Annotated in this window: 15 protein-coding genes and 1 pseudogene; 8 read left to right on the top strand and 8 right to left on the bottom strand. The window is 71.2% G+C overall.

Translation table 11 applies throughout. The features are described 5' to 3' along the window. The first annotated feature begins 23 nt into the window (after window positions 1-23). Window positions 24-1532, top strand: a complete 1509-nt coding sequence (locus AB0I82_RS30160; protein ID WP_363260563.1) for an MFS transporter — start codon at window positions 24-26, stop codon at window positions 1530-1532. Window positions 1533-1607: 75 nt separating this feature from the next. Here the strand turns inward: AB0I82_RS30160 and AB0I82_RS30155 are convergent, their stop codons facing one another. Genes AB0I82_RS30155 through AB0I82_RS30145 form a run of 3 tightly spaced genes read right to left on the bottom strand, consistent with a single transcriptional unit; the run spans window position 1608 to window position 2620 of the window. Continuing rightward, the gene (locus AB0I82_RS30155) at window positions 1608-1865 is read right to left on the bottom strand and encodes a hypothetical protein (RefSeq protein WP_363260562.1); all 258 of its coding nucleotides are present in this window, start codon (window positions 1863-1865) and stop codon (window positions 1608-1610) included. Next, on the bottom strand, window positions 1862-2212 hold the full coding sequence (locus AB0I82_RS30150) for a hypothetical protein (protein WP_363260561.1): 351 nt from the start codon (window positions 2210-2212) through the stop codon (window positions 1862-1864). Before AB0I82_RS30150 ends, AB0I82_RS30155 begins: the two co-directional genes overlap by 4 nt. A gap of 24 nt (window positions 2213-2236) precedes the next feature. Then, window positions 2237-2620, bottom strand: coding sequence for a hypothetical protein (locus AB0I82_RS30145; RefSeq protein WP_363260560.1), 384 nt, complete (start codon window positions 2618-2620; stop codon window positions 2237-2239). Between the two features lie 67 nt (window positions 2621-2687). On the opposite strand from AB0I82_RS30145, the gene thpR reads away from it, so the two are divergent. Both thpR and AB0I82_RS30135 read left to right on the top strand, forming a co-directional pair. Continuing rightward, entirely contained in the window at window positions 2688-3260 is a 573-nt protein-coding gene (thpR, locus tag AB0I82_RS30140; protein WP_363260559.1) for an RNA 2',3'-cyclic phosphodiesterase, read from the top strand. Between the two features lie 175 nt (window positions 3261-3435). After that, window positions 3436-4020: pseudogene (locus AB0I82_RS30135) on the top strand (helix-turn-helix domain-containing protein); the annotation flags it as partial. Between the two features lie 4 nt (window positions 4021-4024). On the opposite strand, the gene AB0I82_RS30130 reads toward AB0I82_RS30135, so the two are convergent. From AB0I82_RS30130 to AB0I82_RS30120, 3 genes are read right to left on the bottom strand one after another with little or no spacing between them, the layout of a single operon-like run. Beyond that, on the bottom strand, window positions 4025-5023 hold the full coding sequence (locus AB0I82_RS30130; protein WP_363260558.1) for an aldo/keto reductase: 999 nt from the start codon (window positions 5021-5023) through the stop codon (window positions 4025-4027). Then, on the bottom strand, window positions 5005-5211 hold the full coding sequence (locus tag AB0I82_RS30125) for a DUF397 domain-containing protein (RefSeq protein WP_363260557.1): 207 nt from the start codon (window positions 5209-5211) through the stop codon (window positions 5005-5007). The genes AB0I82_RS30130 and AB0I82_RS30125 overlap by 19 nt, the downstream gene beginning before the upstream one ends. Then, the gene (locus AB0I82_RS30120) at window positions 5208-5984 is read right to left on the bottom strand and encodes a helix-turn-helix transcriptional regulator (RefSeq protein ID WP_363260556.1); all 777 of its coding nucleotides are present in this window, start codon (window positions 5982-5984) and stop codon (window positions 5208-5210) included. Before AB0I82_RS30120 ends, AB0I82_RS30125 begins: the two co-directional genes overlap by 4 nt. A gap of 120 nt (window positions 5985-6104) precedes the next feature. Between AB0I82_RS30120 and AB0I82_RS30115 the strand changes: the two genes are divergently transcribed. Both AB0I82_RS30115 and AB0I82_RS30110 read left to right on the top strand, forming a co-directional pair. After that, entirely contained in the window at window positions 6105-6530 is a 426-nt protein-coding gene (locus AB0I82_RS30115) for a hypothetical protein (protein ID WP_363260555.1), read from the top strand. A gap of 34 nt (window positions 6531-6564) precedes the next feature. After that, on the top strand, window positions 6565-7041 hold the full coding sequence (locus AB0I82_RS30110; RefSeq protein WP_363260554.1) for a VOC family protein: 477 nt from the start codon (window positions 6565-6567) through the stop codon (window positions 7039-7041). Here the strand turns inward: AB0I82_RS30110 and AB0I82_RS30105 are convergent. Beyond that, window positions 7038-7724: a GDSL-type esterase/lipase family protein gene (locus AB0I82_RS30105; RefSeq protein WP_363260553.1), complete on the bottom strand. Its 687-nt coding sequence runs from the start codon at window positions 7722-7724 to the stop codon at window positions 7038-7040. The genes AB0I82_RS30110 and AB0I82_RS30105 overlap by 4 nt on opposite strands. A 90-nt stretch (window positions 7725-7814) precedes the next feature. Here AB0I82_RS30105 and AB0I82_RS30100 point away from each other — a divergent pair, with 90 nt between their 5' ends. Continuing rightward, window positions 7815-8840, top strand: a complete 1026-nt coding sequence (locus tag AB0I82_RS30100; RefSeq protein WP_363260552.1) for a hypothetical protein — start codon at window positions 7815-7817, stop codon at window positions 8838-8840. A gap of 79 nt (window positions 8841-8919) precedes the next feature. Here AB0I82_RS30100 and serC read toward each other — a convergent pair whose 3' ends face one another. Next, complete coding sequence (gene serC, locus AB0I82_RS30095) at window positions 8920-10038, bottom strand: phosphoserine transaminase (RefSeq protein WP_363260550.1); 1119 nt, start codon at window positions 10036-10038, stop codon at window positions 8920-8922. Window positions 10039-10313: 275 nt separating this feature from the next. Here serC and AB0I82_RS30090 point away from each other — a divergent pair, with 275 nt between their 5' ends. Beyond that, entirely contained in the window at window positions 10314-13160 is a 2847-nt protein-coding gene (locus AB0I82_RS30090) for an FAD-binding and (Fe-S)-binding domain-containing protein (RefSeq protein WP_363260549.1), read from the top strand. An 85-nt stretch (window positions 13161-13245) separates the two neighbouring features. Continuing rightward, window positions 13246-14232 (top strand): EamA family transporter, encoded by a 987-nt coding sequence (locus AB0I82_RS30085; RefSeq protein WP_363260548.1) that lies wholly within the window; start codon window positions 13246-13248, stop codon window positions 14230-14232. Window positions 14233-14259 lie beyond the last annotated feature (27 nt).

Below are 14259 nucleotides of genomic sequence, written 5' to 3'. Positions count from 1 at the left end.
ACCGCCGAGGAGGCGAACCCACTTTGAGTACGGGATCCGGAGCAGACTCCGCCCCCGCACCTGATCACGACAACGACGCGACCGGCGCGACCCACGCCGTCCCCGCACCCCAGGCGCCTGCCGCCACGCCCGCCGCCGAGGCCGCCACCGAGCCGCGCAAGGGCACCGAGACCGTCAAGGGCATCGAGAGCGCCAAGCGCACCGAGACCGCCCAGGACACCAAGAGCGCCAAGCGCACCAAGGGCACCTTCAGCTCCCTGCGCATCCGTAACTACCGTCTCTTCGCCACCGGCCAGGTCGTCTCCAACACCGGCACGTGGATGCAGCGCATCGCCCAGGACTGGCTGGTACTGAGCCTGACCGGCTCCTCCACCGCCGTCGGCATCACCACCGCCCTGCAGTTCCTCCCGATGCTGCTCTTCGGACTGTACGGCGGCGTCATCGCCGACCGGCTGCCCAAGCGCAAGCTGCTCCTGCTCACCCAGTCCGCGATGGGCCTCACGGGCCTCGCCCTCGCCGTCCTCACCCTCACCGGACAGGTCCAGGTCTGGCACGTCTACCTGGTCGCCTTCCTGCTCGGCCTGGTCACGGTCGTGGACAACCCGGCCCGCCAGTCGTTCGTCTCGGAGATGGTCGGCCCGGACGACATACGCAACGCGGTCAGCCTGAACTCCGCGAACTTCCAGTCCGCCCGGCTGGTCGGCCCGGCCGTCGCCGGTGTACTGATCACCGCCGTCGGCAGCGGCTGGGCCTTCATGCTCAACGGCCTGTCCTTCATCGCGCCGGTCGTCGGCCTGCTCATGATGCGCCCCTCCGAGCTGCACCAGGGCAAGGTCGTGCCGCGCGGCAAGGGCCAGCTCCGCGAGGGCCTGCAGTACGTGGCCGGCCGCCCGGACCTGATCTTCCCGATCATCCTGGTCGGCTTCATCGGCACCTTCGGCTTCAACTTCCCGATCTGGCTGACCGCCTTTGTCGACAAGGTGTACCACTCGGGCGCCGGCACGTACGGCCTGCTCAACACGCTGATGGCGGCCGGTTCGCTGGCCGGCGCGCTGCTCGCGGCCCGGCGCGGCACGTCCCGCCTCCGGCTCCTCGTGGGCGCCGCGCTCGCCTTCGGCATCCTGGAGATCGCGGCCTCCCTCGCCCCGACCTTCTGGCTGTACGCGGCCCTCCTGGTCCCGATCGGCATGTGCGGCCTGACGATCAACGTCACCGCGAACTCCAGCGTCCAGCTGGCGACCGACCCGGCCATGCGCGGCCGCGTGATGAGCCTGTTCATGATGGTCTTCATGGGCGGCACCCCACTGGGCGCCCCCCTGGTCGGCTGGATCACGGACACGTACGGCGCGCGTATCGGCTTCCTCTCGGGCGGAGCGATCTCCGCCCTGGCCGCGGTGGGCGTAGGCCTCTTCCTGGCCCGCGCGGGTGGCTTGCGCCTGAAGATCGACCTCCGCCGGGGCCACCAGCACGTCGCGTTCGTCCCCCGCGAAGGGGTCGGCGCTTCGCGGCAGAGGGTCACTGCCGCGGCCTGACCGTCGCCGTCTGCGGACTCGTCGTGCTTGCTCGCGCAGTTCCCCGCGCCCCTGAGGGGCGCGGGGAACTGTCGCTCAGAAGCCGAGGTAGGTGACCTGGACGATGAAGACCCGTTCGCGGCGGACGACGATCTGATACCGGAACATCCCCCCAGGGACGGTGATGTCACCGCCCTTGGGGGAGGTGTCCTGGTGGAGGGCGCCGTCCAGGTACTTCGCTTCGCACATCCGCACCAGCTCGGCGACCTTCTTCTCCACCTCGGCAACGAACCGCGACGGTGCTGTATGGGATGCCTGCTCAGCGCCGAAGGCGTACTCCCACTTCCAGCTCACTGACGTACCTCGGCCAGCGCTTCATCGAGCACGGCGGTGAGTTCTTCGAGAGCCTTCCGGGCGGTGTCGGGGTCCTTGTCCTCAAGGTGGCTGTTGGCGTGGTGGTAGCGGCCGGCGAGGTCGGGGCGGCGGGCGATCTCAATGTCCCGGGCCCAGGTGAGGACCCATGCCCGCACCGGCGTGAGGGATTGCTGTTCGACGGCTTGGGCGAAGGCCTCGTCCTTGCTCGCCGCCATTTCGTCGAGCCGGTCGGGGGCGACGACGGCGAGGGCCTCTCTGAGCGCGTCGGGGGTGTTGGCCGGGCGGGGGATGAGAGGCCCGGTAGGGGGTACGGCGGCGGTGGTCATGAGCGGCCTTCTTCCTGGTGACGGTCAGGCGACGAGGGCTTGAGGTGTCCGTACCACCCCGATCGTGAAGGTCTCGTTGGCGTACGCGCTGAGCAACCGTTCGCACAGGGGACCCATGCTCTGCATGTTGTCGTTCTTGCGCTGCTGGTCAGCGCGGCGCCAGAGCTCTTCGTCGATCTCTACGTCGAGTTGTCGGCGGTCGATGCCCGAGCGAATGTAGGGCGGGCAGTCGTCCATGGTGATCTGCTGGTTCGCGTAGGCCAGGAGCAGCATTTCGAGGACGCGGGCGGTGGAGAGTCCGATCTGCCCGGCGACGGTGGCGGCCTGGGCGGCCGTCTCACGGCTTATGCGCGGCTGCTGGCGGGTGCGGGGCGCGGGCGGCATGGCCGTCCCTTCTGCTGGCGTCACGGCGAGAGTAAGGGGTTTTCCCTTTACTGGGCAACCGCGACGGGATCGCGCACGCCAAAATGACGTCATGAGACTCTTCGCAGCGGTCCTTCCGCCCCCGGCGGCCATCGACGAGTTGGCGACGGAGGTCAGGGGGCTGCATCGGCTGCCCGGTGCGGAGCGCATGCGGTGGACCGGGCATGACGGGTGGCACTTCACGCTTGCCTTTTATGGGGAGGTGGGCGAGGAGTTGCTTCCTGAGCTGCACGCCCGGCTGGCGCGCGCGGCCCATCGGCACGCTCCCTTCCCGTTGCGGGTCAGTGGCAGTGGGCGGTTCGATCACAAGGTGTTGTGGGCCGGGGCGGCCGGTGGGCGCGAGGCGATGCGGCATCTTGCGGACTCCGCGGGGGCCGCCGCGCGCCGGGCCGGTATCGACACGGGCGAGCACCGCCGCTACACCCCGCACCTGACGCTCGCGCGCCACCGCGGCGGCGAGGCCCGGGTGGACCTCGGCCCCTACGTCGACGCGCTCGCCCCGTACGAGAGCGCCGAGTGGCAGGTCGCCGAGCTGGCCCTGGTCCGCAGCAATCTCCCCACCTCCGGCGTCCCCGGCGAACAGCCCCGGTACGAGACGGTGGCGACGTGGCCGCTCGGTCACTGACCGGAGCAGGGTGGTACTGGCTGCGGGCTCGCCCGGCCGTCCGGTTACGCTCAAAGGGTGGATCCCAAGACCCGTAACCGGATCATGTCCGGCCTGCTCGCCGTGCTGCTGATCGTCGTCGTCGTGGCGGCCGCCCTGCAGTGACGATCCAGCGACCCCGTACTGGATCCAGCGCGGCCGGGCGGGACTGCTGGACGGGCGCCGGTGCACCACGCACCACGACCTCCAGGACGAGCTGGCCGCCCGCCACCCCCGGGCGACCGTCGTACGGGACGTACTGTTCACCGTCGACGACCGGGTGGTGACCTCGGCGGGCATCGCCAGCGGCATCGACCTCGCCCTGCACCTGCCGGCCGCCCGCCACGGCCCGGCCGCGGCCGCCCAGGTGGCGCGGGACATGGTCGTCTACGCCCGCCGCAACGGCCACGAGCCGCAGGCCAGCGCCATGTTGCGACACCGTTCGCACCTGGACGACACGGTCCACCGCGTCCAGGACCTCATCGACGCGCGCTTCGCCGAGCCGCTGCCGCTGGCTCAGGTGGCCGCGTCTGCCGGTGTCAGCGAACGCACGCTGACCCGGCTGTTCCACCGTGCCACCGGCGGCCTGACGCCGCTGTGTTACCAGCAGACGCTACGGCTGGAACGCGCCGAGCACCTGATCAGCCACGGCACGACGGTCGAAACCGCGGCCCGCGAAGTGGGCTTCGAGGACGCCCGGATGCTCCGCCGACTGCGGGCCCGGGCGACCTCCCGAACATAGGGACTTACCAGGCGAACGCCTCGGGGGACGGCCCCGGCCCCGGGAAGATCTCCTCCAGCGACCGCAACAGCTCCTCCGGCAGCGTCAGTTCCACCGCCCGCAGCGCCGACGCGAGCTGATCCGTCGTACGCGGCCCCACGATCGGCCCCGTCACACCGGGCCGGGTCAGCAGCCACGCCAGCGCGACCTCACCGGGCTCCAGCCCGTACTTGGCGACGACGTCCTCGTACGCCTGGACCTGCGCCCGCGCGGTGGGATCGGCCAGCATGTCGGCCGCCCGCCCCGAAGCGGTACGCGCCGCGCCGCCCTCCCGCTCCTTGCGTATGGCGCCGCCCAGCAGCCCGCCGTGCAGCGGCGACCACGGGATCACCCCGAGCCCGTAGCTCTCGGCCGCCGGAATGACCTCCATCTCGGCCCGCCGCTCGGCGAGGTTGTACAGACACTGCTCGCTGACCAGCCCGTACGAGCCGCGCCGCGCGGCGGTCTCATTGGCCTGCGCGATGTGCCAGCCCGCGTGGTTCGACGACCCCGCGTACAGGATCTTCCCCTGCTGCACGAGGACGTCGATCGCCTGCCAGATCTCGTCCCACGGCGTCGCCCGGTCGACGTGGTGGAACTGGTACAGATCGATGTAGTCCGTCCCCAGCCGCTTGAGGCTGGCGTCCACGGCCCGCCGGATGTTCACGGCGGACAGCTTGTCGTGGTTGGGCCATACGGTGGCGCCGTCCGGCGCCATGTTCCCGTACACCTTGGTCGCGAGGACCACCTTGTCGCGCCGGCCGCCGCCCTTGGCGAACCAGGACCCGACGATCTCTTCCGTACGTCCCTTGTTCTCGCCCCAGCCGTAGACATTGGCGGTGTCGAAGAAGTTGACGCCCGCCCCCAGCGCGGCGTCCATGATCGTGTGGCTGTCGGCCTCGTCGGTCTGCGGCCCGAAATTCATCGTCCCGAGAACGAGTCGACCGACCTTGAGCCCGGTACGTCCTAGCTGCGTGTACTCCATGCCTCCACAGCCAACGCCTTGGAGTCCACTCGAATCAAGCGAATGAATGCGGCCCAGGAGTCGGGGGAGGCGCTAACGCCGGGCCGCGCTATGTCTTTTGAGTCCCGGATGTGGACGAGGGACGGAGCGACTGCGACTTCAATGCACTCGCCCTGGTCGCCGCTGTAGCTGCTCTTGAACCAGTTCATAGTCCTCGTGCCACCTGTTCGATGAGTTCCACGGAGTCTTCGGGGCTGAGAGCCTGAGCTCGCAGAATGCCATACCGTGCGAACAGATCGCTCAGGTCGGGCTGTTCGTCTACGAAAAAGCCGCCGCTCTGTCCTTCGACGTAGGCAAGCTGTCGCCGCTTGGCCGTCTCCAAGAGGATCATCGGGCCGTTCAGTCCCGCGTGCGTCTGCCGAGTGGGCGGCATCACCTGGATCTCGACGTTGCGGAGGCGGGCGACGTCCAGGATGTGGTGCAGCGCCTCCTTGAGCACCGACGGGCCTCCCAGGGGGCGGGTGATGGCGATCTGCTCCAGTACGAAACTGATGACCGGCGCCGGTTCTCGGCGGATCAGCTTCTGGCGGTCCAGCCGTGTGGCGACCCGTGCGTTGACTTCGTCATCGTTCAGCGGAGGGCAGTGGCAGTTGAAGACTGCGTGCGCGTATGCGCCGGTCTGGAGCTGTCCCGGGATGACGTGATTCTGGTACGTGTGCAGGGCGACGGCTTCGGCCTCCGCCTCCGCGTACTCCTCGGTCCACGTCGGCAAATGACTGACGTGCAATTGCTCAGCGGCCACCAAAAGCGCACCCCGGGCGCCCACGGCGTCGTCCGCCAGTGGGGCGAAGTCCCCCTTCGGGGGCCGGTCTCCCCGTTCCACCATGGCGACTTGGGACTTGGAGAACCCCACCCGTCTGCCCAATGCCTCCTGCGTCAGCCCCGCCTGCTCGCGGAAAAAGCGCAGCATCGCTCCGAACATCCGCCTATTGGCGGAGCCGCTTCCACTGCTGTGCACGGCACCCTCCCCTTGGTTCACGACACTTCACCACTCCCGTGTGGCGCTGGTCACAGTGAACTCATGGGCGGGAGGGTTCGGGTCATGAACGGACGAATCTCACCCGATCTCGCGCCCGATCTCGTACCTGACTGGCTGCCCGCGACCGGGCACGCCCTCCGTCACGTCGGGGTCCACTTCGACGCCATCCGGATCGCCGATTTCACCGGCGAGCAAGTCGCTTTCGAAATCATGCAGTTCACGGATTTCCGAGCGGGGCCCATCGTGCGGACGGCGACCGGCGGCCGGTACTCGTACTTCCTGCTGCCGCCGGGGACCGCCGCCGCGTATGCCTGGCCGCCGGGCGCGCGCGACCTCGGAAGGGGCGGCAGGGAGGCCGCATTCGTCGGCGTGCCCGCGCTGTACGGGAACACGTGGCCCCTGGCGTGGCGGTCCCTCCCCTGCGCGGAAGCGCCCTTCGTGGAGGCGGGGTTGCTGCACGAGATGGTCGTGCGGGTGGGCGCGTCTTGACCTCAAGCGGAGTTGAGGTCCTAGCGTCGTAGTCATGACCAGCAACCGCATTCCCGGGCGCTACCGCTACGCCGCGGTCCCGCACATCATGATCGACGGTGCCGCCGAGGCGATGGACTTCTACGCGGCCGCGTTCGGGGCCGAGGAGATCATGCGCATCGCGCACCCCGACGGTCGCATCCTGCACGCCGAGATCCGGATTCACGATGCGGTGCTCATGGTCGGCGACGGGGGCGGCGAATTCCTTTCCCCGGGGAACGCGGGCGGCACGACGGTGGGCCTGCACGTGTACGTCGAGGACGTCGACGCGCTGTACCACCGGGCGGTCGCCGCCGGGGCGGAGTCGCTCCAGCCGCCCACCGACATGTTCTACGGCGACCGGACCATCATGCTGAGGGACCCCTTCGGACACGTCTGGGTCTTCCTGACCCAGGTCGAGGACCTTTCGCCGGAGGAGGTCGCCCGGCGGGGCAACGAGCTGCTCCAGGCCCAGGGCCCCGGTTCGGCCTAGGGCACCGGTTCGTACTGCCCGCCCACGTCCCACGCCTGGTGCATCGCGTCGGCGAAGGCGGCTGCCAACAGGTGCTCGCCCGACGGCGACGGATGCGTGCCGTCGTACGTGTCGCGGTCCAGGGAGTAGTCCTCGGGCGGGGAGGCGAGGAGCAAGGGCGACATCGGCGTGGAGAGGTCGGCGACGGCCTTCGCCAGCAGCTCGTTGAAGCGGTCGCACTGGGCGGCGAAGTCGGGGTCGCCGGCCGCCCGGATGTTGGGGATGACGGGCAGGAGTACGGCGCGTACGTGCGGCCGCGCGGCGCGCGCCTCGGCGATGAAGCGGCGGACGTTGGCGGCGGTCTGGTCCGCGTCCGTGTAGAAGCCGAGGTCTATGAGGCCGAGGGAGATGAGCAGCGTGTCGGCCTTGTGGGTGCGCACGGCGTCGGCGATGAGCGGGGCCATGTGCTGCCAGCCCTCGCCCCAGCCGGCCAGGTGCCGGCGGGCGCGCTCGGGGAAGGCGGGGTCGCCGTAGTCGTACGAGACGGGCGCGGCCGCGGCGACGTCGTAGAGCGAGTCGCGCGGGCCGACGATGCGGTAGGGGCCGCCGTACGTGTCGTTGAGGTGCTGCCACATGCGGTAACGCCAGGTGTAGTCGCCGGCGGAGCCGATAGTCATGGAGTCGCCGACGAACATGATCCGCATCCGGCCATTTTCGCTGATCGCGGGCGTGGCCGGTACGTGACGCTGCCCACGTGCCCCCGTGGATCGCCGCGTTGGTGGGAAGCTGGGGGCATGCGTTCGCTTCTGTGTGCGGCCGGTGCCGCGGGGGTCCTGCTGGTCGCGTCGGCCGCCACTGCGGCGGCCGCGCCCGCCGCCGACCCGGAACCGTTCACGATCAAGGACCAGCGGATCACCGAGTCCAGCGGGCTGGCCGCGAGCCGCGCGCATCCGGGTATCTACTGGACGCACAACGACAGCGACGACGGGCCGTATGTGTTCGCCGTGGACTCCCGGACCGGGCGGACCGTCGCGACGATCACCATGCGGGGAGTGGGCGATCCGCGGGACGTCGAGGCGATCTCGATCGGGCCGGACGGCGACGTGTACGTCGGCGACATCGGCGACAATCTGGACGGCTCCTGGGACCACGTGTGGATCTACCGCTTCCCGGAGCCGAAGCAGCTGCGCGACCAGACCGTGACGGCCACTCAGTACGACGTGACGTACGCGGACGGGCCGCGGAACGCCGAGGCGATGATGGTCCACCCGAAGACCGGCCGGGTGTACGTCGTCTCGAAGAAGGAGGACGGGGGCGCCGCGCTGTACGCGGGCCCGGAGCGGCTGAGCACCTCCGGCCCGAACGTCTTCCGGCGCGTCTCGGGCATCGACATGTGGGTCACCGATGGCGCGTTCTCGCCGGACGGCAGCCGGCTGATGCTGCGCAGCTACTTCGGCGGTCGGATGTACCGCTGGCAGGACGGCCGCCCGAAGGACGACATCGGGAGCGTGGGCGTACCGATCCAGGGCCAGGGCGAGTCGCTCACCTTCACCCCGGACGGGCGCACGCTGATGCTCGGGTCGGAGGGCGCGAACAGCCGGGTGGAGCCGGTCGGGCTGAGTGGCGATCAGCTCCCGGAGTCGGTCTCGGGTGACGCGTCCGCCACGCCGGGGGGCGACAAGAACGGCTCGGACGGTACGGACGGCTCCTCCGATTCCGGCGACTCCTCGGAGAAGAGCAACCCGGCTGTCACCGGCGTCATCGTCATCGGCGTGGCCATCGCGGCCGTACTGGCCATCCGTCGGCGCGGCCGCCGCTGAGTACGGAATGCGCAGGGGCCCCGGCGATCACCTCGCCGGGGCCCCTGCGTACATCAGCGCTTCTGCGCGACCGGAGTGATCAGAGCTTGTCGATCACGTAGTCGATGCAGTTCGTCAGGGCCTCGACGTCCGCCGGGTCGATGGCCGGGAACATCGCGACGCGCAGCTGGTTGCGGCCGAGCTTGCGGTACGGGTCGGTGTCGACGATGCCGTTGGCGCGCAGGACCTTGGCCACGGCCGCGGCGTCCACGTCCTCGTTGAAGTCGATCGTGCCGATGACCTGCGAGCGCTTCGCCGGGTCGGTGACGAACGGGGTGGCGTACTTGGACTCCTCGGCCCAGCCGTACAGGGTGCGGGAGGAGGTCGCGGTGCGGCGGACCGCCCAGTCCAGGCCGCCCTGGCCGTTGATCCACTCCAGCTGCTCGTTGAGCAGGAAGAGGGTGGAGAGGGCCGGGGTGTTGTACGTCTGGTTCTTGAGCGAGTTGTCGATCGCCGTGGGGAGCGAGAAGAACTCGGGGACGTGGCGGCCGGAGGCGTGGACCGCGCGGGCGCGCTCCAGGGCCGCGGGCGAGAAGACGCCGATCCACAGGCCGCCGTCGGAGGCGAAGGACTTCTGCGGGGCGAAGTAGTAGACGTCGGTCTCGGTGATGTCGACCGGGAGGCCGCCCGCGCCGGAGGTGGCGTCGACCAGTACGAGGGAGCCCTCGTCGGCGCCCGCGACGCGCTTGATCGGCGCGGCGACACCGGTGGAGGTCTCGTTGTGGGTGAAGGCGTAGACGTCCACGCCCTCCTCGGCCTGCGGCTCCGGGTGCGTACCGGGGTCCGAGGAGATGACGGTGGGCTCTTCCAGCCAGGGCGCGAGCTTCGCGGCCTTGGCGAACTTCGAGGAGAACTCGCCGAAGGTGAGGTGCTGGGACTTGCGCTCGATCAGGCCGTGCGTCGCGATGTCCCAGAAGGCGGTGGAGCCGCCGTTGCCGAGGACGACCTCGTAGCCCTCGGGGAGCTGGAAGAGGTCGCGAACGCCCTCGCGCACCTTGCCGACCAGGTTCTTGACCGGGGCCTGGCGGTGGGAGGTGCCGAGGAGGGACGTGCCGGTGGCGGCCAGCGCTTCGAGCGCCTCCGTGCGCACCTTGGAGGGGCCAGCGCCGAAACGTCCGTCGGCGGGCTTGATGTCAGCGGGAATCTGGATCTCAGCCACGGGTGCAGCGTAAACGCTGCGGGTGGGCGGTTATGGCCTTGGTCCAGCGGGTGAGACGGGATTTTGAGCGATTTTGAGACGGGGGGCGATTTCCTGTGCGCTGGGCTGTGTCTTGGGCGCGTCAGGGGGTGCCCCCTGGGGTTGGTTGGCGGGTGCGCCGCCGTTGTGGCTGGGCGCGCAGTTCCCCGCGCCCCTGACGGACCGCGCCCCTGACGGGGCGCGTGTCCGGGGCGGAATGTGTGTCCGGGTGGGTGGGGGCGGGGCAGGCTGGGGGGATGGGTGAGCGTGCGCAGAAGGAGACGGGTACGGGCGACCGCGAGCTGGTACGGGCGCTGACGGCGGCCGTACGTGGGGAGGTGTCGGGCAGCTCGACGGACCGGGCGCTGGTGACCATGGATGCGTCGAACTACCGGCGGGTGCCGCGGGCGGTCGTGGCGCCACGGGACGCGGCGGACGTGGCGGCCGCGCTGCAAATCTGCCGGGAGCACGGCGTGCCCGTCGTGCCGCGCGGCGGCGGTACGTCCATCGCGGGGCAGGCCACCGGTACGGGCGTGGTGCTGGACTTCACCCGCCACATGCGGCGGATCGTGGCGCTGGATCCGGAGGCACGGACGGCCGTCGTTCAGCCGGGCGTGATCTGCGACGAGCTGCGCAGCGCGGCCGCCGCGCACGGCCTGACCTTCGGCCCCGACCCCTCCACGCACAGCCGCTGCACGATCGGCGGCATGATCGGCAACAACTCCTGCGGCTCGCACTCGGTGGCCTGGGGGACGACGGCGGACAACGTGAGCGCGCTGGACGTGCTGACGTACGGGGGCGAGCGGGTCCGCGCGGGACAGGGCTGGGAGGGCGTGCCGGGCGCCCTCGCGGAGGGCGTGCGCGCCCTGGTCGACGGGGACCTCGCGCTGCTGCGCACCGGTTTCCCCGAGCTGCCGCGCCGGATCTCCGGGTACGCGCTGGACGCGCTGCTGCCGGAGCACGGCGTCGATCTCGCCCGGGCGCTCACCGGGAGCGAGGGCACCCTCGGCGTGCTGACCGAGGCGACGGTGAAGCTGGTCGAGGCGCCGGCGGCCCGGGTCCTCGCCGTACTGGGGTACCCGGACGAGAGCGCCGCCGCCGAGGCCGCGCACACCCTGCTGCCGTACGGGCCGCTGACCGTGGAGGGCATGGCGTCCGACCTGGTGCCCGATCCGGGTGGGCTGCCGAAGGGCGGTGCGTGGCTCTTCGTGGAGATGGGCGGGGGCTCGCCGGAGGAGGCGCGGGCGCGCGCCGAGGAGCTGTGCCGGGCGGCGGCCGCCGACGGCGTCACGGACCATCTGCTGGTGTCGGACCCGGCGGGACAGCGTGCCCTGTGGCGGGTGCGGGAGGACGCGTCGGGGACCGCGACGCGGATGCCGGACGGGAGCGAGGCGTGGCCGGGCTGGGAGGACTGCGCGGTGCCTCCGGAGCGGCTGGGCGGTTACCTGCGCGACTTCCGGGGGCTGCTCGGACAGCACGGGCTGCGCGGCACCCCGTACGGCCACTTCGGGGACGGCTGCATCCACGTACGCATCGACTTCGACCTGCTGAGCGAGGCAGGCATCCGCCGTTTTCGGGACTTCTCGCACGACCTGGGGGATCTGGTCGTCGCGCACGGTGGGTCGCTGTCCGGTGAGCACGGTGACGGGCAGGCGCGCGCCGAGCTGCTGCCGAAGATGTACGGGGCGGAACTGGTCGGTCTCTTCGGGCGTTTCAAGGACATCTGGGACCCGGCGGGCGGGCTCAACCCCGGCATGCTCGTCCGTCCGGACCGGATGGACGAGAACCTCCGCTTCGCCGTGCTGCCGCGCAAGCCCGTCGACGTGGAGTTCGGTTATCCGCACGACAAGGGGGACTTCTCCGCCGCCGTGCGGCGCTGCGTCGGCGTCGCCAAGTGCCGTAACACCGCCGTCTCCGGCGCGGGCGTGATGTGTCCCTCCTTCCGCGCGACCGGCGAGGAGCAGCACTCCACCCGCGGCCGCGCCCGGCTGCTGCACGAGATGCTGGCGGGCGAGGTGGTCACGGACGGCTGGCGGTCGACGGAGGTGCGCGACGCGCTGGACCTGTGCCTGTCCTGCAAGGGCTGCCGCAGCGACTGCCCGGTGGGTGTCGACATGGCGACGTACAAGGCCGAGTTTCTGCACCACCACTACGAAGGGCGGCTGCGGCCCGCCGCGCACTACGCCATGGGGCGGCTGCCGCTGTGGCTGCGCGCCGCGTCCGTCGCCCGGCTGGCCCCGGTGATCAACGCGGCGGCCCGGGTCGGGCCGCTCGCCGCGCTGGCGAAACGGGCGGGCGGCATCGCGGCGGAGCGCACGATCCCCGAGATCGCGCCGGAGCCGTTCACCCGCTGGCTGACCCGCCGTATGCCGAGCGGGACACGCATCCTGTCGAGCAATCGGGTCGCCACTCTCTGGCCCGACACCTTCACCAACCACCTCGCGCCGTCCGTCGGCCGGGCCGCCGTCAAGGTCCTGGAGGCGGCCGGCAAGGAAGTACTGCTCCCGGGCAAGGACCGCAAGCCCGTGTGCTGCGGCCTGACGTACGTCTCCACCGGCCAGCTCGACCAGGCCCGCAAGGTCATGCGGCGCACCCTGGACCGCGTCGAGCCGACGCTCGGCTCGCCGGTCGTCGTCCTGGAGCCGAGCTGCGCCGCCACCCTCCGCACCGACCTGCCCGAGCTGCTCCCCGACGATCCCCGCGCCGCCGAGCTGGCCGGCTCCGTCCGCACCCTCGCGCAGTACCTGGAGGAGTACGCGCCGGACTGGCGGCCGCCGCGCGTCGACCGCCCGGTGGCCGGGCAGACCCACTGCCACCAGCACGCCGTACTCGGTGACGCGGCGGAGCGCCGGCTGCGCGAGCGCGCCGGGCTGACCGGCGAGCTGAGCGGCGGCTGCTGCGGCCTGGCGGGCAATTTCGGCTTCGAGCGCGGCCATTACGACGTGTCCGTGGCGTGCGCGGAGGAGCAGCTGCTGCCGGCCGTACGGGATGCGGCCCCGGACGCGGAGATCGTCGCCGACGGCTTCTCCTGCCGTACGCAGCTGGCGCAGCTGGGCGCGCGGCCGGGGCGCCACCTGGCGGAGGTACTGGCGGAGCACCTGTGACGGTCCGGCCGGAAACCGCTGTCAGTACCTAAAGCCGCTGAAGCGCATTTCATCAACCGGGGCGGCGCCCCTTAGCTTGGGGTGCGTGAACCACTCGTCTCCCCAGTCCGGCCCGCAGGCCGACCCTCGCTCCAGCTCCTCCGCCGGCGTCCCGGACGCCCGTGAGCCCGCGCAGCTCGCGGCGGTACCGGCCTCGGAGGAGGTACGGCGGGCCGAGCGGGCCGGCGGCTCCCGCGCGCGCCTGACCTCCGTCGGGCTGGTGATCGGCGGCATCATCTCGCTGCAGTTCGGCTCGTCGGTGGCGGTACTGCTGTTCCCGCGGGCCGGTGCGCTCGGCGTGGTCACGCTGCGGCTGGTCGTCGCGTCGCTGGTCCTGCTCGTGGCGTGCCGCCCGAAGCTGCGCGGCTACTCGCGCGGCGACTGGGGCACCGTCGTCGGCTTCGGCGTCGCGCTGGCCGGCATGAACTCGCTCTTCTACCAGGCCATCGACCGCATCCCGCTGGGCGCGGCGGTCACCCTGGAGTTCCTCGGCCCGCTGGTGCTGTCGATCGTGACCTCGCGGCGCGCGCTGAGCCTGGTGTGGGCGGCGCTCGCGCTGGGCGGCGTCGTACTGCTGGGCCGCGAGGGCTTCGACGGGCTGAACGCGGCCGGCGCCGGCTTCGCGCTGGCCGCCGGCGCGCTGTGGGCGGCGTACATCCTGCTCTCCGCCCGCGCGGGACAGCGCTTCCCGCAGGCGGACGGGCTGGCGCTGGCGATGACCGTCGCGGCCGTCCTCAGCCTGCCGCTGGGCGTCGCGTCCGCCGGTTCGGCGCTGATCGACCCGGTGACGATCGGTCTCGGCGCGGCCGTCGCGCTGATGTCCTCGGTGCTGCCGTACACCCTGGAGCTGCTGGCGCTGAAGAAGCTCCCGGCGTCCGGGTTCGCCGTGATGATGAGCCTGGAGCCGGCCGCGGCGGCGACGGCGGGCTTCCTCGTACTGCACCAGGCGCTCGGCTGGGCGGAGGTCGCCGCCATCGCCATGGTCGTCCTCGCGAGCGTCGGCGCGGTCCGCTCGGCGGGCTCCGCGCACTGATCCCCGCCACCGGTCCATGGGGGCCGT

Source organism: Streptomyces sp. NPDC050315 (assembly GCF_040655775.1).
Classification (GTDB): domain Bacteria; phylum Actinomycetota; class Actinomycetes; order Streptomycetales; family Streptomycetaceae; genus Streptomyces.
This window is presented reverse-complemented; position numbering and strand designations above follow the sequence as displayed.